This window comes from Streptomyces lunaelactis (assembly GCF_003054555.1).
GTDB classification, from domain to species: Bacteria; Actinomycetota; Actinomycetes; order Streptomycetales; family Streptomycetaceae; genus Streptomyces; species Streptomyces lunaelactis.
Map to the genome: position 1 here is coordinate 4,085,660 of NZ_CP026304.1, position 19,503 is coordinate 4,105,162.

At 66.1% G+C, this 19,503-nt stretch carries 12 protein-coding genes, 3 rRNA genes and 3 pseudogenes; 9 read left to right on the plus strand and 9 right to left on the minus strand.

The window, feature by feature from the left end; all coding sequences use genetic code 11:
- Positions 1-66 precede the first annotated feature (66 nt).
- From SLUN_RS18600 to SLUN_RS18615, 4 genes are all read right to left on the minus strand, one after another.
- Positions 67-1,065: a C40 family peptidase gene (locus SLUN_RS18600; protein WP_108149642.1), complete on the minus strand. Its 999-nt coding sequence runs from the start codon at positions 1,063-1,065 to the stop codon at positions 67-69.
- Between the two features lie 101 nt (positions 1,066-1,166).
- Positions 1,167-1,997: an SAM-dependent methyltransferase gene (locus SLUN_RS18605; protein ID WP_108149644.1), complete on the minus strand. Its 831-nt coding sequence runs from the start codon at positions 1,995-1,997 to the stop codon at positions 1,167-1,169.
- Positions 1,998-2,051: 54 nt separating this feature from the next.
- The gene (locus SLUN_RS18610; protein WP_108149645.1) at positions 2,052-2,636 is read right to left on the minus strand and encodes a Uma2 family endonuclease; all 585 of its coding nucleotides are present in this window, start codon (positions 2,634-2,636) and stop codon (positions 2,052-2,054) included.
- Positions 2,637-2,805: 169 nt separating this feature from the next.
- Positions 2,806-3,243, minus strand: a complete 438-nt coding sequence (locus tag SLUN_RS18615; RefSeq protein ID WP_108149647.1) for an ATP-binding protein — start codon at positions 3,241-3,243, stop codon at positions 2,806-2,808.
- A 204-nt stretch (positions 3,244-3,447) separates the two neighbouring features.
- Between SLUN_RS18615 and SLUN_RS18620 the strand changes: the two genes are divergently transcribed.
- From SLUN_RS18620 to SLUN_RS42610, 9 genes and pseudogenes are all read left to right on the plus strand, one after another.
- Complete coding sequence (locus SLUN_RS18620) at positions 3,448-4,299, plus strand: helix-turn-helix domain-containing protein (protein WP_108149649.1); 852 nt, start codon at positions 3,448-3,450, stop codon at positions 4,297-4,299.
- Between the two features lie 11 nt (positions 4,300-4,310).
- Positions 4,311-4,493, plus strand: a complete 183-nt coding sequence (locus SLUN_RS18625; RefSeq protein WP_108149651.1) for a DUF397 domain-containing protein — start codon at positions 4,311-4,313, stop codon at positions 4,491-4,493.
- Positions 4,486-4,728, plus strand: a complete 243-nt coding sequence (locus SLUN_RS18630) for a DUF397 domain-containing protein (RefSeq protein ID WP_108149653.1) — start codon at positions 4,486-4,488, stop codon at positions 4,726-4,728. Before SLUN_RS18625 ends, SLUN_RS18630 begins: the two co-directional genes overlap by 8 nt.
- A gap of 490 nt (positions 4,729-5,218) precedes the next feature.
- Positions 5,219-5,410, plus strand: a pseudogene (locus tag SLUN_RS42705) (DUF8827 family protein); the annotation flags it as partial.
- A gap of 6 nt (positions 5,411-5,416) precedes the next feature.
- A complete protein-coding gene (locus SLUN_RS41285; RefSeq protein ID WP_371413918.1) occupies positions 5,417-6,220 on the plus strand; it encodes a DUF8175 domain-containg protein in 804 nt (267 codons plus the stop codon).
- Positions 6,210-7,546, plus strand: a pseudogene (locus tag SLUN_RS41290) (hypothetical protein). The gene SLUN_RS41285 and the pseudogene SLUN_RS41290 overlap by 11 nt, the downstream one beginning before the upstream one ends.
- Positions 7,543-9,093 carry an SCO6880 family protein gene (locus SLUN_RS18645; RefSeq protein ID WP_108149655.1) on the plus strand — a complete coding sequence of 517 codons (1,551 nt, stop codon included), beginning with the start codon at positions 7,543-7,545 and terminating at the stop codon, positions 9,091-9,093. The pseudogene SLUN_RS41290 and the gene SLUN_RS18645 overlap by 4 nt, the downstream one beginning before the upstream one ends.
- 17 nt (positions 9,094-9,110) lie before the next feature.
- Positions 9,111-10,523, plus strand: coding sequence for an ATP-binding protein (locus tag SLUN_RS18650; protein WP_108149657.1), 1,413 nt, complete (start codon positions 9,111-9,113; stop codon positions 10,521-10,523).
- A gap of 1 nt (position 10,524) precedes the next feature.
- Positions 10,525-12,397 (plus strand): annotated as a pseudogene (locus tag SLUN_RS42610) (type IV secretory system conjugative DNA transfer family protein).
- A 19-nt stretch (positions 12,398-12,416) separates the two neighbouring features.
- Here the strand turns inward: SLUN_RS42610 and SLUN_RS18660 are convergent.
- From SLUN_RS18660 to SLUN_RS18685, 5 genes are all read right to left on the minus strand, one after another.
- The gene (locus tag SLUN_RS18660; RefSeq protein WP_108149659.1) at positions 12,417-12,965 is read right to left on the minus strand and encodes a GNAT family N-acetyltransferase; all 549 of its coding nucleotides are present in this window, start codon (positions 12,963-12,965) and stop codon (positions 12,417-12,419) included.
- Between the two features lie 103 nt (positions 12,966-13,068).
- Positions 13,069-13,185: ribosomal RNA gene (rrf, locus tag SLUN_RS18665) — 5S ribosomal RNA — on the minus strand.
- Positions 13,186-13,284: 99 nt separating this feature from the next.
- Positions 13,285-16,409: ribosomal RNA gene (locus SLUN_RS18670) — 23S ribosomal RNA — on the minus strand.
- 299 nt (positions 16,410-16,708) lie between these two features.
- A 16S ribosomal RNA gene (locus tag SLUN_RS18675) occupies positions 16,709-18,236 on the minus strand.
- The 16S, 23S and 5S rRNA genes sit together here, the layout of an rRNA operon.
- Positions 18,237-18,874: 638 nt before the next feature.
- Positions 18,875-19,450 (minus strand): MarR family winged helix-turn-helix transcriptional regulator, encoded by a 576-nt coding sequence (locus SLUN_RS18685; protein WP_108154823.1) that lies wholly within the window; start codon positions 19,448-19,450, stop codon positions 18,875-18,877.
- Positions 19,451-19,503 lie beyond the last annotated feature (53 nt).

Sequence of the window (19,503 nt, forward strand, 5' to 3'; positions counted from 1 at the left end):
AGTGACACATCGTCGCAGCTCAGGGCCTTGGCCTAGCAGAGGGTTCCGGCCATGGCGGATGCTGCGTCAGGCTTCCGGGAGCGGCGTCGGCAGCGCTTTCGCGCCATCCTTGGTGACCCTGGTCGCGCCGAAGTAGTCCGGGGTGTCGATCTTGTCGAAGCGGATCACGGCACCGGTGTACGGAGCGTTGATCATGTACCCGCCGCCCACATAGAGACCGACGTGCCGGATCGCCCGCGAATTGGTGAGGTCGTCCGAGAAGAAGACCAGATCGCCCGGGAGGAGCTCGTCGCGCGAGGGGTGTTCCCCGGCGTTGTACTGATCGTTCGCGACACGCGGCATCTCGATCCCCACGGTGCGGTACGCGGCCTGTGTCAGCCCGGAACAGTCGAAGCGCCCGCCCTGATCGGGCGTGCCGTTGCCGCCCCACAGGTACTTCGTACCGAGCTTCTGCTGCGCGAAGTAGATCGCCCCGGCCGCCTGCCGCGACGGCTCGACCCGCCCGGCGGGCCGGGCGAAGCTCTTCTCCAGGGTGCGGATGACCTTCACGTAGTTCTGCGTCTCGCGGTACGGGGGCACGCCCCCGTACTTGATGACGGCGTACGCGCCCGCGTTGTACGCGGCGAGCATGTTGTCCGTCGGGTCGCCCGGCGCCTTTTTGACGTATCCGGCCAGTTCACAGTCGTACGAGGCGGCGGACGGAATCGCGTCGGCCGGATCCCAGACGTCGCGGTCCCCGTCCTTGTCCCCGTCGACGCCGTGCGTCGCCCAGGTGCCGGGGATGAACTGCGCGATGCCCTGGGCGGCGGCGGGGCTCCGCGCCTTGGGGTTCCAGCCGCTCTCCTGGTACAGCTGGGCGGCGAGCAGCGCGGGATTGATGGCCGGGCAGAGGTTGCCCCACTTCTGGACGAGCGGCTGGTAGAGCGCCGGTACGGCGCCCTTCGCCAGCCCGACCGCCCGCCCGCCGTTCGCACCGCCCATCAGCCCAGCGGCGGCGGAGTAGGTCCCGACGACGAGCAGCGCGACGAAGCTCAGGCACAGGCCGATCCCGACCCCACTGGCCATCCAGACTTTCCGCACTGCTCAACCCTCCCCCACCCGGGCCGCGTTCCGGCCCGTTTCCACCCGCGCGCCGACGCGTTGTCCACGCCTTGTCCATGCCTTCTCTATGCCTGGTCCGCGGCCTTCTGTTCGGCCTTGCGTCCGACACCGCCGAACATGGCGACCTCGTCGGGCACTTCCCCGTCCGCGACCTGCGGCCGCCAGCGCGAGCACGAGACCACACCGGGCTCCAGCAGGTCGAGGCCGTCGAAATACCGGGTGAGCTGCTGCGGAGTGCGCTGGGTGAGCCTGGGCGTGCCGTGCTCGTTCCAGAACGCGACGGCGGCGTCCACGTCCGGCATCGCCGGGCTGGTGATGGTGTGGGAGAGCACAAGATGACTGCCGACGGGCAGCGCGTCCATGAGGCGGCGCACGACGCCGTACGACTCCTCGTCGTCCTCGACGAAGATCACCACACCGAGCAGCATCAGCGCGACGGGCTGGGTGAAGTCCAGCGTCCCGGCGGCGCGCTCCAGGATCGTGTCGACGTCGCGCAGATCGGCGTCGAGGTAGTCGGTGCGGCCCTCGGGGGTACTGGTGAGCAGGGCGCGGGCGTGCGCGAGAACGAGGGGGTCGTTGTCCACGTACACGATCCGCGCGTCCGGCGTGGCGCGCTGGGCCACCTCGTGGGTGTTGTCGGCACTGGGCAGCCCGGTGCCGATGTCGAGGAACTGCCGGATACCCACATCGGCGGCGAGGTGATGCACCGACCGCCCCAGGAACAGCCGGTCGGCCAGGGCGTAGTCGCCGATGCCGGGGTGGAGCTGCCGGATCTGGTCGCCGGCCTCGCGGTCTACGGAGTAGTTGTCCTTGCCGCCGGTCCAGTAGTTCCAGATCCGGGCCGTGTGCGGCCGGCTGGTGTCGATTCTGGCGAGTACGTTCTCGTCGTCGGTCACGCTGTTCAAGATATCCAACTCTGCCTGCCGAGGCCCGGGTTGGCTCCGAAGATCTCAGCCGGACGCGTACACGGGCAGACGGTCGGTGGCCAGCTGGAGGCAGAGGGGACCGGGAAGGGGGATCTCCTCGCCGTACTTGCCGCGCAGGGTCTCCTGATAGCCGCCCCCGCGCGGCTGGGTGTGCAGCGCCCAGGTCCCGTGGCGTGGATCGACGACGAGGAGGACCTTCACCCCGGCGACGGCGTACCAGTCGTTCTTCTGGCTGATGTCCCTGGCCTTCTCGGACTTGGAGATGACCTCGACGGCGAGCTCGACGTCCTGCGGGTCGATCAGCCAGTCGTCGGACTCCAGGAACTCCGCGGGGCAGACTGTGAGATCCGGCGTCACGTAGTCGTCCGGATCTTCAGGCATCTCGATGGACGCCATCTCCGCCGCGACGAGCGTCGCGGGCAGCCTCGGCCGGATCGCTTCCTCGAGCCGGTAGATCACACCCGCGTGCTTTCCGCGCGGAGTCGGGGACATCACGAGGCTTCCTCCCACGATCTGCACGCGCAGACCCGTCGCTGCTTCGATCTGCTCGGCGACCTCGCGCAGATTGCCGGGGCGCGGACGCGGACGCAGCGGCGGCAGCACGGACATGGTTGGCGGCCTCCATCCCTGCGGGTCGGGCTCCTCGGCTGCGCGAGCGGGAGCAAGGGGAGGACCTGTGACCCGCTCAGCGACGTCTCCACCGTACTGCCCCGCGTATTCATGGGCCTCGGACATCACGGTCCCCCTCCACCAGTCGCGTCGAATTCGCTACGTTCAGTCACGATAGGTCACCCCACTGACACTCCAGGTTCTGTACGCATTCCACCCACAGGAGCTTGCCGCCCCGCTGGAGCGGGCACGCGCCCCACCTGTCGGCGCAAAGCTCCACGAGATGCAGCCCCCGCCCGCGCTCGGCGTCCGCACCGGGCGGACTGAGCGCCCCCTTGAAGGGTGGCGGGATCTCGGGGTTGGCGTCCCGGACCCCGAGCCGGAGCCGGTGCGGCTCGGGGGCGCGGAGACGAAGACTGAATGGCCCCTGGGAGTACCGGTGGGCGTTGGTGACGAGCTCGCTCGCGAGCAGCTCGGCGGTGTCGGTCAGGTCGGCCATGCGGTGGGCCCGCAGGACGGCCCGGAGGGTGGAACGAGCGATGCCGGGGGCGCGGGGGTCGTGCGGGAGTTGGAGGGTGTAGGCCCAGGGCGGGGATACGGTGGCCATCGGAAGTCTCCTTCGCGGAGCGGCGGTTGGGGTGTGAGCCTGGTGACCGGGCCGCTCCGTCGAGCGGGGTGCTTCCAGGCGGGTGGCCTGGGTCACACACTAGAGCTCTCACAAGGATTCTTTGACCTGAATCCAAGGATTCCGCCTATCGTTCATTCGTGTGGGTGACCCTGCAACCACCCTCAATCTCCAGGGAGTTGACCCATGGCAAGCAGGCCAGCACCCTCTGCGCGCCGTCTGCGCCTGGGGGCCGAGCTGCGGAAACTCCGCGAACGCGCCGGGATGACCTCCACCCAAGCGGCCGCAATGCTCGGCACGAGCCCGGGCCAGCTGAGCAACATCGAGGTGGCCCGCTTCGGCGCCAGCGCCGACCGAATCCGCGCCATCGCGCGTATCTACGACTGCTCAGACCAGGCGTTCATCGATGCCCTCGCGGACATGACTGCCGACCGGAAGCGGGGATGGTGGGAGGAGTACCGGGACATCCTTCCGGTCGGCCTGCGCGACCTCGCCGAGATGGAGCACCACGCCAAGGCACTGCGCACGGCGTACACCGCCCACATTCCCGGCCTCCTCCAGATCGCTGATCACTCCCGCGAGGTCTTCCGCCAGGTCGTGCCCGAACTGTCTCCGCCCGAGATCGAGCACCGCGTCTCCCACCGCATCAAGCGGCAGGACGTCATCTACCGGGCAGGCCCGATGCCCTATTCGGCGATCGTTCACGAGGCGGCGCTGCGCATGACGTTCGGAGGCACGGCTACCGCCCGCCGCCAGCTCGAGCACCTGCTCGCGATGAGCGAACACGACCACATCACGGTCCTGGTGATCCCGTTCGAGGTCGGCGCGTTCCCGGGCTCGGGGCAATCGGTGGCGTACGCACTCGGCCCCGTACCCCGGCTCGACACCGTTCACCTCGACCAGTCCCATGGCCCCGTGCTGGTGGACGCCGAGGCTCAACTCCACAAGTACCGAACACTGCTCGACCGCATGAACTCCGTCGCCCTCGAGCGGAAGAAGTCACAGGACTTCATCCGCAATATCGCCCGACACCTGTGAAGGGATCAGCTGTGCCGACACTCGACTGGCAGAAGTCGTCGTACTGCGGGGAGGGCGACGCGTGCCTGAACGTTGCGGCAAGCCGCGGCTCCGTCAAACTCACCGAAAGCAGCGACCCCGACGGGGCGATACTCCACACCACCCCCGCCACCTGGTCCGCACTCCTCCGGGCCCTCAAGGAGAACCGTGGCTGACATCCCCACCAGCCTCAGCTGGACCCGCGCCGCCCCCGAAGGCGCCGAGGGGCCCGGCCCCTGGATCGAGGTCGCCTTCGGGTCTGAGGGCTTTGTCCATCTACGCGAAACCAGCGCCCCCGAGAACGTCGTCACGACGACCCTGAAGAAGTGGGACGCGTTCGTCCTAGGGGTCCGGGCCGGCGAGTTCGACCACTTCGCAGAGCTCGACGGACAGGGCCCCATCACCCCCTAACCCTCGACAGACACGTCAGGCGTCGCCGTGTGCCCAGTGCGGGCAGACGCGGGCCGAGCGAAGGCGTCCTGGTCACCGCTGTCCTGACCATGACGGCGGGCGGCAGCACCGCCAGGGCGACGACTGCCCGAAGCGCCCCCAAAGGTGCGACAACGACAGTCATTGCCCGGAGTCACCCTCCGTGATACATAGAGTAACCAGACGCGCTCACTGCAACCGGCCCGGCCCCCGCCGTCGCAGGTCAGGACGGTGGGATCGGTCATACGTGCGGAGATCGGGTAAAGAGACCCGCCAAGTCGGCTTACGTGGGCGGATTCATCAGCGAAGATAGAACGACGGCCCATGCCGAGGGGCAAGGGCACTGAACAACCCAACAGGGGCGGTGAGTTACATGATCCTGGCAGCCGAAAAGGGCGACATCACCACCATCATCGGCGGAATCGCCCCGAACTGGGGGCCTTTCGGGAGCCTGGGGAACGAGGCTCGAGTGATGATCGAGGTAGTGATGGCCATTGCCATCCTCCTCTGCCTGGGCATCGCGATCTGGGGCGCGGCCAAACAGCGCATCGGAGCGACGGCCCTGCGCGACACCTTCAGCGCCGAGCAGGGCAAGGGCCTGATTGTCGCCGGGCTGACCGGCGTCTTCATCATCGGGTCGCTGGGGACCCTGTTCACCATCGTGTACGGGATGGCTGTCTGCCCCCCCGCCGGTCCTCCCCGGGCGCGCCCGAGCCCGGTGACGAGCTACTCGCGGCGCACCCGGTGCGCCCCGGCGGCTCGGCGGCGAGTCGCATCATCGGTGGTGGGTGTGGTGGTCCTGCTGATCGCGGCTATCGCGTTCGCGAACCAGGGCGGGGGCGACGATGACGCCCCGTCGGGTACGGGTGCGAAGGGGGCGGCGGGGGCTCCGACGGCGGCGACGGGGGTGAAGCCGGTGACGGGGAAGAACGGGGAGATTCCGTCGGGGTTCGCGAAGGATGAGCAGGGAGCGGAGAGCGCGGCGGCGAATTACGCGGTGGCGCTCGTGTCCGCCGACATCCTGAAGCCCGACCGGCGGCGCGAGGTCGTGCGCCAGCTCTTCGTCACCGACAAGGTCGGGGACCTGGGGGCCCGGCTCGACCAGGCGTACAACCAGGAGTTCCTCGCCAAGATCGGGCTCGACGCGAACGGCAACGCCGCCAAAGGGCTGACCTACGTCTCACGCACGGCACCTGTAGGGACCAAGGTCACGGCGTACACGGACACGTCCACCACCGTGGAGGTCTGGTGCACCGGCGTGTTCGGCACGGCCGGAGTCAGCTCCACCAACCCCGTCACCAACGACTGGTTCACCATGACGCTCAAGCTCCGGTGGGCAGACGGGGACTGGAAGGTCGAGAGCTTTTCCCAGAAGGACGGCCCGGCACCGGTGAACGCCGACCGTACGGCATCCAGCGCCGACGAGATCGCCAAGGCAGTCGAGCAGTACGGAGGGCTCACGTATGCCCGGTAGCCCGCGCCGCGCGCACACGCTCACGGCCGTTTTCGCAACCGTCCAGACGGCTGCCGTGCTCGGGGCATCGCGTGCCTTCGCAGCACCGACGCCGACACCGACGCCGTCCAACAAGGACAACTGCGACCTCATCGTCGGCCCCGCCCGGGACTACTGCGAATCGGGCGACAGCAATCGCGCCCCCCGCTCCACCGACCCCGCCGACGCCCTGGACCCCCTCGCCTCCCTCGCCCGCGGCTGCGCCGACGCCGCCGTCTGGACCGTCGACACCCTCTCCAAAGCCGTGAAGTCCACCGCCACCGTCGACTTCACCAACACCACCTTCCTCTCCCAGTACGCCGTCGTCTTCGCCGCCGCCACCATCCTCACCCTCGTCCTCTGGCTCCTCGCCGTTGCCAAGCGCGCCATCCGCGGCGTCCCCCTCACCACCGCCATCTCCGAAGCCATCGGCTTCCTCTGGCTCACCGTCCTCGCCTCCGCCTTCACCCCGCTGATCCTCTACACCCTCGTCTCCGCCACCGACGGCGTCACCGAGGTCATCGCCGGCGGCACCAGCGGCCAGACCGAACAGTTCTTCGGGAACTTCTCCGCAGCCCTGAAGAAGGGCACCGACATCGGCGGCGGGCCGATCATGCTGATCGTCGTCTCGCTCGTCACCGTTCTCGCGGCCGGTGTGCTCTACCTCGAGCTGTTCATCCGCGCCGTGCTCCTCTACGTCGGTGCCCTCCTCGGCGTCGTCGTCTACGCCGGACTCGTCGACAAGAACATGTGGGGGCACGTCCGCCGCTGGGCCGGCATCATGATCGCGATCATCCTGGTCAAGCCCGTGATCGCGATCGTGCTCGGAATCGCGGGCGCCCTCTCCGCCAACGAGGGACCCGACTCCTTCTCCGCCGTCGTCTCCGGCCTCGCGATCATCCTGCTCGCCATCTTCGCCTCCGCGATGATCTACCGCTTCGTTCCCGGCTTCGGCGACGAGATCGTCGCCTCCCGCAACAACCGCCTGCAGAACGGCGCCGAGAACGCCGCGGCCGCCGTCATCAGTTCACCCGCCGCCCTCGTCTCCCAGGGCATCAAGACCCACAGCAGCCGCGGCAACGAGGGCGGCGGTGGAGGCGGCAGCAACAGCGGCAGCGCCCCCCGCCCCGCCAACCCCCTCAGCGGGGGCGTCGCCGCCCACAGCAGCCGCAACCCGGGAGGCGCCGGAGGGGCGGCGGCGGGGGCGGATCCGCCGCACCCCCACCCCGTAGCAGCCGGCCCAGTACCGGTCCCACCAGTGGCACCCCGCACAGCAACCGCAAGAGCACAGGAGGTGGCGGGCGTTGACGACCCAGTCCCAACCGATCACGCCCCGCCGTACGTATCTCATCGGCCGTGCCCGGCCGAACGCGATCGTCGGCAAGAACCGCGAGACCGGCGAGATCGCGCTGATCATCGCCGGCGCGTTCCTCGGCATGATGAGCGGGCTGCTGGTCCCCGTCCTGTCCCTGCGGATCGTGCTGCTGATGGGCTTCCCGCTCCTCGCCCTCGCCGCCGTGTACGTCCCGTACAACCACCGCACCATCTACAAGTGGTTCGAGATCAACCGCAGCTACAAGCGCACCCTGCGCAGCGGCACCCTCTACCGCTCCTCCGCCGCCGAGGCCGGCATCCGCCTCGACGGCCGCGAGTTCGAGGTCGGCCCGCCCCCGGGCATCGGCAGGATCAACTGGCTCGCCGCGCCCTTCGGCCCGGACGAGATCGCCGTACTGCTGCACGCCGACCGCCGTACCGTCACCGCCGCCATCGAGATCGAGGGCCCGGGCGTCGGACTGCGCGACAGCGAGGATCAGGAGGCCCTCGTCGACCGCTTCGGCACGCTGCTGAAGCATGTGGCCAACGGCGACGGTTTTGTGACGCGCATTCAGATGCTGGCCCGTACGCTGCCCGCCGACCCCGACGCGCACGCCAAGGACGTCGCCCAGCGCGGCGACCAGCAGACGCCGATGTGGCTGCGCGACTCGTACGACCAACTCCAGTCGATGGTCTCCACCTCCAGCGAGCAGCACCGCGCGTACCTCGTCGCCTGTATGCACTACACCCGCGAACTGGCCGCCGAGGCCCACGCCATGGCTCGCGCAGCCCGCCCCCAGTCCGGCCGCAAGCTCGACAAGGACGCGGGCCTCGCCGTCGTCATGGCGCGCGAGCTCACCGACATCTGCGCGCGCCTGGCCGAGGCCGACATCCGCGTCCGCCAGCCGCTCGGCCAGGGCAGGCTCGCCTCCCTCGTGCATTCGATGTACGACCCCGACCACCCGATCGACCACATCCAGGCGATGACGAAACGGAACGCCTGGCCGGCCGAGCTGGACGCCATGCAGCCGACCTACCTCCAGGCGAAGACCCGCGAGTCCTCCACCCGCGCGCCCTGGTGCCACTCCACCGCCTGGGTGAAGGAGTGGCCGATGACCCCGGTCGGCGTCAACTTCCTGGCCCCGCTGCTCGTCCACACGCCCGATGTGATCCGTACGGTGGCGGTCTGCATGGACCTGGAGCCCACCGAGGTCGCCATCGAGCGGATGCTCACCGAGAAGACGAACGACGAGGCGGACGCGAGCCGCGCCGCCAAGATGAACCGCACCGTCGACCCGCGCGACATCGCCGCCCACGGCCGACTGGACCAGCGGGGTGAAGATCTCGCGAGCGGTGCGGCGGGGGTCAACCTTGTCGGGTACATCACTGTGTCATCGCGTTCGCCCGAGTCCCTGGCCCGGGACAAGCGCACCATCAGGGCCTCGGCCGGCAAGTCCTATCTGAAGCTGGAGTGGTGCGACCGCGAGCACCACCGGGCCTTTGTGAACACCTTGCCGTTCGCGACCGGCATCCGACGCTGACGAGAGGGCAGACCGCCATGCGAGATCCGCTGTCCGTCTTCACGGATGCCTTCACCGCCTTCCTCTTCGGGAAGGTGGAGACGACCCGACTCCCCGTGCGTACGTCGACGGGCCAGGCGCAGGCCGTGTACCTGCCCACCGCGGCGCCGGGCCTCGGCGACTCGGGCGTGATCATCGGCCGTGAGGTGTACAGCGGCAAGGGCTATATCTACGACCCCTTCCAGCTGTACGGCCAGCAGCTGCCGGCGCCCCACTGGCTGGTGCTCGGCGAGTCCGGCAACGGCAAGTCGGCGCTGGAGAAGACGTACGTACTGCGCCAGTTGCGCTTCCGCGACCGGCAGGTCGTCGTCCTGGACGCACAGGGCGAGGACGGGGTGGGCGAGTGGAACCTCGTCGCCCAGGAGCTGGGAATAACCCCCATCCGGCTGGACCCGATGACGGCGCTGGACGGCGGTATCCGGCTCAACCCGCTCGACCCGGCGATCACGACGACGGGTCAGCTGGCGCTGCTCCGTACGATCATCGAGGTCGCGATGGGGCACGGGCTCGACGAGCGGTCGGGCTTCGCGCTGAAGGTGGCGCACGCGTACGTCAACGAGACGATCGTCGACCGGCAGCCGGTTCTGACGGACATCGTGGACCAGCTGCGGCACCCCGAGCCGGAGTCCGCCGAGGCGATGAACGTCGACGTGGACGACGTACGCGCGTGGGGTCTGGACGTGGCGCTGGTGCTGGACCGGCTGGTCGACGGTGACCTGCGGGGCATGTTCGACGGCCCGACGACGGTCGGGATCGACCTGGACGCGCCGCTGATCGTCTTCGACCTCTCGCACATCGACCGGAACTCGATCGCGATGCCGATCCTGATGGCGATCGTGGGGGTGTGGCTGGAGCACACGTGGATCCGGCCGGACCGCAAGAAACGCATCTTCCTGGTGGAGGAGGCGTGGCACATCATCAACAGCCCGTTCGTGGCCCAACTCTTCCAGCGGCTGCTGAAGTTCGGCCGCCGGCTCGGTCTCTCCTTCGTGGCTGTGGTCCACCACCTGTCGGACGTGGTCGACGGAGCGGCGGCGCGGGAGGCGGCGGCGATCCTCAAAATGGCCTCCACCAGAACCATCTACGCCCAGAAGGCGGACGAGGCACGGGCGACCGGCCGCGTGCTGGGCCTGCCCCGCTGGGCGGTCGAGATCATCCCGACGCTCACTCCCGGCATCGCGGTCTGGGACGTCAACGGCAATGTCCAGGTGGTCAAGCACCTGGTGACGGAGGCGGAGAGACCACTGGTCTTCACGGACCGGGCGATGACGGAATCCTCGGGGCCCGCGCTGCCCGAGGACGTAGCGGCCGCGGAGTGGGAGGCGGAGCAGCGCGCGGCCCTGGTCGAGCGCCGGCAGATGGACGAGTCCTCCGAGTCGACGGTGGCATGACATGCGCGACGGCCGTTACCACCAGCACCCGCGGGACCGCGACGAACGCGGCATCCCCGACGGCCTGTTGGTGGGCCTGCTCGGCTTCCTGCTCGGCCTGACCCTGCTGGCCTGGACGGCCACGGGCCTGGCGGGCGTCATGGCACACGGCGCGTGGCCGGAGGGCGTCACGTTCACGAGTACGCCTCTGGCCATACGCGCACTGGCATCCGCCCCGCACGACCTCCCGTCGGCCTGGCCGGCCACACCACCGGCGGAGCTGTCGGGTTACGGGCTGTTCTGGGGTCTGGCGATCGGCGAGCTGATGGTGCTGGTGGTCCTGACGGTATTCGCCCTGGGCACGCTGGCACGCTGGCGCGCGGTGAGGGCGGGCCGAGGGGCCAAGCCGAGCGCGATGGGGAAGTCGCCGCTTGAGCCGGAAGCCCCGGGTAACCCCGCGGGTGCTGCCTCGTACATGGCGCCGCCGAGCGCGGCAGGCCCGGCTCACCCCGCCCACCCCGGCCCGTACGCCTCAGGCAGCGCCGCAGCCGCCGGAACGGCAGATCCGGTCCACGCTGCGGGCCCCGGTACACCGGGCGCCCTGGGCAGCGGCGCAGCAATGGCCGACTCGGGTCAACTCGCCCACGCCCGCCCGTACGCCCCGGGTACACCGGGCACCCCGGGCAGCGGCGCCACCTCCGGAACGGCAGGCGGGGGTCACCCGGCGAGCCCTGGCTTCTCATACGCCACGGTCAGCGGCGCAGCCGCGAGCCCGGCCTCGGACGACGTAGGCCCTGACGCGCTTGCGCAGCAAGGGGCGGGCAGATCGGATCCCCACGGTCCCGTTCACGCCGGCCCCTCCGGCACGGGCAACGGCGCAGCCGTGAGCCCGCTCCCCGGGGCCGCAGGGCCCAACCCTCTTGCGGAGCAAGGGGCGGGCGGCCGGCACCCCGTCCCCGCACCCGTATCCCCGCCTCCTCTACGGCGACCCCGCAACCCGCCGCCCCACCACCCTCCAAGCCGTCCTCGACTCCGAAGGCCCCGCCCTCGTCGTCACCTCCGACCCCACCGTCTGGGCCGAGACCAAGGACGCGCGGGCCAAGCTCGGCCCTGTCCTCGTCTACGACCCCGGGCATCTCTGCGACACCCCCGCCCGCCTCCACTGGTCTCCCACCGCACGCTGCGAGGACGCCGCCACGGCTCAGGAGCGCGCCACCGCCCTCCTCTCGCCCGTACGCCCCCGCGCCCGCCTCGACGCCGCCATGGCCGACACCGCGGAAACGCTCCTGCGCTGCTGGCTGCACGCCGCGGCCGTGGACGGGCGCCCGTTCAAGCAGCTCCACCGCTGGGCACAGGGCGCCGGCGCCCAGGACGCCGTACGCATCCTCCGTACGCATCCCAAAGCCGCCGCCGGACTCGCCGGACTGCTCGAGTCCGCGCTCATCGGGCACCCCGAACGCCGCGAGATCGCCCAGCAGTTGGTCGTCCGGGTGCTCTCCGCGCTCTCCTCGATCCACATCCGTGAGGCCTGCACCCCGAACCGAGCCGATTCCCTCACCCTGGAATCATTCATAGACGAAGGGGGCACCCTTTATGTGGTGGGTGAACCGATCGAGGATCCCAGGACCCACCCCGGTGCGATGCCTCTGCTCACCGCACTCGCATCAGACGTGGTCGAGCACGGCCGCCGCCTGGCCGCACGGTCAGCCGACGGTCGGCTCGACCCACCAATGACGCTCGTTCTCGACGACGTCGCGGCCGTGGCTCCCCTTCCCCGGCTTCCGGAGCTGCTGGCAGGCGGTCAGGAGCGGGGACTTCCGACTCTGGTCCTGCTCCGTTCCGCGGAACAGGCACGCGCCCGCTGGCCCGAGCCGCTCCCCTCGGGCACGGCCTAAGCGGCCCCGGGGACACCGCTTAGCGGAGCACTTCCAGCTCCAACTCGCGTGCCGAGGAGTCCCCCGGCACGGGCACGGAGTCCCCGCTCGGCACAAACCCGACGCGCCGATAGAACGCCGCGGCCCGCTCATTGTGCTCGTGCACATACAGCCGCACCCGCTCCACCGGCGGCCCCGCCAACGACCAGGACCACTCCAGAGCCGCCTCGAACAGCGCCTCCGCCACCCCCGCACCGCGCGCTTCGGGCCGTACGAACACCCCTACCAGATGCGTCTGGTCGACCTTCGCCACCTCCCCGAACCGCACATCCCCCGCCGGCCGCTCCACCAGCACGCTGACCGTGCCCGCCCACTGCCCGTCCGGCCCCTCGGCGATGAACTGCCGCCCCGCGATCCCCTCCGCAGCCCGGGCCGTACGCTCCTGCCAGAACCCGTCGGGCCGCTCGACGGCCTGCTCGTACGTCTCCAGGAAGGCGATGGGCGCGGCGGGGTCCCGCAGAGCGGCGAGCCGGAGCTCTCGGGCCTTCACCCACTCCTCGGCGCGTACGCCTCGAATCACGTAGTCCATGTGCCGATACTGACCGCGGGGCCCGTCCCTGAGCAACGCGATATCACACCCTGAACGCAGAAAAGCCCCGCACCATAAGGTGCGGGGCTTTCCCACAATGATTGTTCGGCGGTGTCCTACTCTCCCACAGGGTCCCCCCTGCAGTACCATCGGCGCTGAAAGGCTTAGCTTCCGGGTTCGGAATGTAACCGGGCGTTTCCCTAACGCTATGACCACCGAAACTCTATGAAAATATCGATCCGGAACCCGGCCTCATGTGACCTATGAGGCGGTTCGACAGTTCGTTACTTCAGAACTGACACAGTGGACGCGAGCAACTGAGGACAAGCCCTCGGCCTATTAGTACCGGTCAACTCCACACCTTGCGGTGCTTCCATATCCGGCCTATCAACCCAGTCGTCTACTGGGAGCCTTACCCTCTCTAGGAGGTGGGAGTCCTCATCTCGAAGCAGGCTTCCCGCTTAGATGCTTTCAGCGGTTATCCTTTCCGAACGTAGCCAACCAGCCATGCCCTTGGCAGGACAACTGGCACACCAGAGGTTCGTCCGTCCCGGTCCTCTCGTACTAGGGACAGCCCTTCTCAAGACTCCTGCGCGCGCAGCGGATAGGGACCGAACTGTCTCACGACGTTCTAAACCCAGCTCGCGTACCGCTTTAATGGGCGAACAGCCCAACCCTTGGGACCGACTCCAGCCCCAGGATGCGACGAGCCGACATCGAGGTGCCAAACCATCCCGTCGATATGGACTCTTGGGGAAGATCAGCCTGTTATCCCCGGGGTACCTTTTATCCGTTGAGCGACGGCGCTTCCACAAGCCACCGCCGGATCACTAGTCCCGACTTTCGTCCCTGCTCGACCCGTCGGTCTCACAGTCAAGCTCCCTTGTGCACTTACACTCAACACCTGATTGCCAACCAGGCTGAGGGAACCTTTGGGCGCCTCCGTTACTCTTTAGGAGGCAACCGCCCCAGTTAAACTACCCATCAGACACTGTCCCTGATCCGGATCACGGACCCAGGTTAGACATCCAGCACGACCAGAGTGGTATTTCAACGGCGACTCCACAACCACTGGCGTGGCCGCTTCAAAGTCTCCCACCTATCCTACACAAGCCGAACCGAACACCAATATCAAACTGTAGTAAAGGTCCCGGGGTCTTTCCGTCCTGCTGCGCGAAACGAGCATCTTTACTCGTAGTGCAATTTCACCGGGCCTATGGTTGAGACAGTCGAGAAGTCGTTACGCCATTCGTGCAGGTCGGAACTTACCCGACAAGGAATTTCGCTACCTTAGGATGGTTATAGTTACCACCGCCGTTTACTGGCGCTTAAGTTCTCAGCTTCGCACGCCCGAAAGCGCACTAACCGGTCCCCTTAACGTTCCAGCACCGGGCAGGCGTCAGTCCGTATACATCGCCTTACGGCTTCGCACGGACCTGTGTTTTTAGTAAACAGTCGCTTCTCGCTGGTCTCTGCGGCCACCCCCAGCTCAAGGAGCAAGTCCTCTCACCAGTGATGGCCCCCCTTCTCCCGAAGTTACGGGGGCATTTTGCCGAGTTCCTTAACCATAGTTCACCCGAACGCCTCGGTATTCTCTACCTGACCACCTGAGTCGGTTTAGGGTACGGGCCGCCATGAAACTCGCTAGAGGCTTTTCTCGACAGCATAGGATCATCCACTTCACCACAATCGGCTCGGCATCAGGTCTCAGCCTTAATGTGTGACGGATTTACCTGCCACACGGCCTACACCCTTACCCCGGGACAACCACCGCCCGGGCTGGACTACCTTCCTGCGTCACCCCATCGCTTACCTACTACCACCTTGGGCCGGCGGCTCCACCACTCCCCTCAACTCCGAAGAGATCAGGGCGGCTTCACGGCCTTAGCATTAGAGGATTCAGTATTGGGCGTTTCAAAGCGGGTACCGGAATATCAACCGGTTGTCCATCGACTACGCCTGTCGGCCTCGCCTTAGGTCCCGACTTACCCTGGGCAGATCAGCTTGACCCAGGAACCCTTAGTCAATCGGCGCACACGTTTCTCACGTGTGTATCGCTACTCATGCCTGCATTCTCACTCGTGTACCGTCCACCACTGCCTTCCGGCGCGGCTTCACCCGGCACACGACGCTCCCCTACCCATCCCAGCGGGCGTTGGCCCTATATGCTGAAATGACACGACTTCGGCGGTACGCTTGAGCCCCGCTACATTGTCGGCGCGGAATCACTTGACCAGTGAGCTATTACGCACTCTTTCAAGGGTGGCTGCTTCTAAGCCAACCTCCTGGTTGTCTCTGCGACTCCACATCCTTTCCCACTTAGCGTACGCTTAGGGGCCTTAGTCGATGCTCTGGGCTGTTTCCCTCTCGACCATGGAGCTTATCCCCCACAGTCTCACTGCCGTGCTCTCACTTACCGGCATTCGGAGTTTGGCTAAGGTCAGTAACCCGGTAGGGCCCATCGCCTATCCAGTGCTCTACCTCCGGCAAGAAACACACGACGCTGCACCTAAATGCATTTCGGGGAGAACCAGCTATCACGGAGTTTGATTGGCCTTTCACCCCTAACCACAGGTCATCCCCCAGGTTTTCAACCCTGGTGGGTTCGGTCCTCCACGAAGTCTTACCTCCGCTTCAACCTGCCCATGGCTAGATCACTCCGCTTCGGGTCTAGAGCGTGCAACTCAATCGCCCTGTTCGGACTCGCTTTCGCTACGGCTTCCCCACACGGGTTAACCTCGCTACACACCGCTAACTCGCAGGCTCATTCTTCAAAAGGCACGCAGTCACGACCCATTGAGTAAACTCAATGAGCGACGCTCCCACGGCTTGTAGGCACACGGTTTCAGGTACTATTTCACTCCGCTCCCGCGGTACTTTTCACCATTCCCTCACGGTACTATCCGCTATCGGTCACCAGGGAATATTTAGGCTTAACGGGTGGTCCCGCCAGATTCACACGGGATTTCTCGGGCCCCGTGCTACTTGGGTGTCGCACAAGCAAGCCGTTGATGTTTCAGCTACGGGGGTCTTACCCTCTACGCCGGACCTTTCGCATGTCCTTCGCCTACATCAACGGTTTCTGACTTGCCCAACAGCCGGCAGACTGTTGAAGTGCAATCCCACAACCCCGTATGCGCAACCCCTGCCGGGTATCACACGCATACGGTTTGGCCTCATCCGGTTTCGCTCGCCACTACTCCCGGAATCACGGTTGTTTTCTCTTCCTGAGGGTACTGAGATGTTTCACTTCCCCTCGTTCCCTCCACACTGCCTATGTGTTCAGCAGCGGGTGACAGCCCATGACGACTGCCGGGTTTCCCCATTCGGAAACCCCCGGATCAAAGCCTGGTTGACGGCTCCCCGGGGACTATCGTGGCCTCCCACGTCCTTCATCGGTTCCTGGTGCCAAGGCATCCACCGTGCGCCCTTAAAAACTTGGCCACAGATGCTCGCGTCCACTGTGCAGTTCTCAAGCAACGACCAGCCACCCATCACCCCGCCCTCACAGGCGAGTTCACTGGGGCCGGCATCGCGAAGGACGAGCTCACGCTCGCACCCTCAGATACCCAACAGCGCGCCCGGCACGACCAGTCAGGATTCACGTTCCACGCCGAAGCAGTACTAGTGATCCCAACAGACCGTGCCGAATAGTCAACGTTCCACCCATGAGCAACCAGCACCGGACATTCGCCGGTGTTCTGGCCTCTGACCGAGCAGGCTCGGTAAGAAGTGCTCCTTAGAAAGGAGGTGATCCAGCCGCACCTTCCGGTACGGCTACCTTGTTACGACTTCGTCCCAATCGCCAGTCCCACCTTCGACAGCTCCCTCCCACAAGGGGTTGGGCCACCGGCTTCGGGTGTTACCGACTTTCGTGACGTGACGGGCGGTGTGTACAAGGCCCGGGAACGTATTCACCGCAGCAATGCTGATCTGCGATTACTAGCAACTCCGACTTCATGGGGTCGAGTTGCAGACCCCAATCCGAACTGAGACCGGCTTTTTGAGATTCGCTCCGCCTCACGGCATCGCAGCTCATTGTACCGGCCATTGTAGCACGTGTGCAGCCCAAGACATAAGGGGCATGATGACTTGACGTCGTCCCCACCTTCCTCCGAGTTGACCCCGGCAGTCTCCTGTGAGTCCCCATCACCCCGAAGGGCATGCTGGCAACACAGAACAAGGGTTGCGCTCGTTGCGGGACTTAACCCAACATCTCACGACACGAGCTGACGACAGCCATGCACCACCTGTATACCGACCACAAGGGGGGCACCATCTCTGATGCTTTCCGGTATATGTCAAGCCTTGGTAAGGTTCTTCGCGTTGCGTCGAATTAAGCCACATGCTCCGCTGCTTGTGCGGGCCCCCGTCAATTCCTTTGAGTTTTAGCCTTGCGGCCGTACTCCCCAGGCGGGGAACTTAATGCGTTAGCTGCGGCACCGACGACGTGGAATGTCGCCAACACCTAGTTCCCAACGTTTACGGCGTGGACTACCAGGGTATCTAATCCTGTTCGCTCCCCACGCTTTCGCTCCTCAGCGTCAGTAATGGCCCAGAGATCCGCCTTCGCCACCGGTGTTCCTCCTGATATCTGCGCATTTCACCGCTACACCAGGAATTCCGATCTCCCCTACCACACTCTAGCTAGCCCGTATCGAATGCAGACCCGGGGTTAAGCCCCGCGGGCTTTCACATCCGACGTGACAAGCCGCCTACGAGCTCTTTACGCCCAATAATTCCGGACAACGCTTGCGCCCTACGTATTACCGCGGCTGCTGGCACGTAGTTAGCCGGCGCTTCTTCTGCAGGTACCGTCACTTTCGCTTCTTCCCTGCTGAAAGAGGTTTACAACCCGAAGGCCGTCATCCCTCACGCGGCGTCGCTGCATCAGGCTTTCGCCCATTGTGCAATATTCCCCACTGCTGCCTCCCGTAGGAGTCTGGGCCGTGTCTCAGTCCCAGTGTGGCCGGTCGCCCTCTCAGGCCGGCTACCCGTCGTCGCCTTGGTGGGCCATCACCCCACCAACAAGCTGATAGGCCGCGGGCTCATCCTTCACCGCCGGAGCTTTCAACCTCTTCCCATGCGGGAAGAAGTATTATCCGGTATTAGACCCCGTTTCCAGGGCTTGTCCCAGAGTGAAGGGCAGATTGCCCACGTGTTACTCACCCGTTCGCCACTAATCCACCCCGAAGGGCTTCATCGTTCGACTTGCATGTGTTAAGCACGCCGCCAGCGTTCGTCCTGAGCCAGGATCAAACTCTCCATGAATGTTTTCCCGTAATCGGGATGAACACCACTTAGAGCGGAACAGTCGACTCGGAATAAGAGCGACCGTTCACAGCGTCCTCGCTGTGTCATTGCCTACCCGCCACAAGGGCCAGTAGGACTTTCAAAGGAACCTCAACCCACCGAAGTGGGCCGGGGTTGTCAATCTGGCGTTGACTTTTGGCACGCTGTTGAGTTCTCAAGGAACGGACGCTTCCTTCGTACTCACCCTCTCGGGCTTTCCTCCGGGCGCTTCCCTTCGGTCTTGCGTTTCCGACTCTATCAGACTCTTTCGTGTCCGATTCCCCGTCGGAGCGGGGCTGCTTTCCGGCCTTTCGGCTTTCCGGCGATTCCGACTCTATCAGATCCTTTCGGGCCTGATTCCCGGTCGAACTCGGGTTGTCTTTCCGGCCGTTGAGCCGTTCCGACGTCCAAACTCTAGCGGATTTCCCGGGCGACTCATAATCGAGTCCTCGAAATGAATTTCGGCATGCGAAATTCGTCCCGGCCGGGAGATCGTGCTGTGTTTGGTTGCCGCATTCGCGGCGGGAGTGGCTGTCGCAGAACCGTTCCGGCCCCGTGACAACTCGGAGAATCTTACGGACAGGTGAAGGGTGTGTCAACTCCAGCCCTCGGCCGTCCTAGTCCAGGTCAGTGAGGCGGCCGCCGGCGTCCGGCTGGGCGTGTTCCACCCGGCGCAGGACGCGGATCAGGAGCTCCCCGAGCATGCCCCGCTCCTCCGGTTCCAGGTCCTGGAGCAGGTCCTCCTCGAAGTTCGACGCCATGCGCATCGCCTCGAGCCATTTCGTACGGCCTTCGTCCGTCAGCTCCACGATGACCCGCACCCGGTTGTTCTCGTCGCGATCGCGGGTGACCAGGCCCTCGCCCGCCATGCGGTCGATGCGGTGGGTCATCGCGGCCGGGGTGAGGCCGAGCCGCTTGGCGAGCTCGCCCGGGCCCATCCGGTACGGGGAGCCCGCGAGCACCAGGGTCTTCAGGACCTCCCACTCGGCGTTGCTGATACCGAGGGCGGCGACCTGGCGCCCGTAGGCGACGTTCATCCGGCGGTTGAGCCGGCCGAGTGCCGAGACGACCACCTCGACCTGGGGGTCCAGGTCGCCGAACTCTCGCTGATAAGCGGCGATCTGCTCGTCGAGGCTCGGCTCCTGGGGGTCGGGGCCGGGCGACTCGGGGCCCTCAGGGGTCGCGGTAGGCATGCGGCGAAGTATCGCATGAGGCCCGTTGGCGTTGAAGTCCTTCACTGTGTATT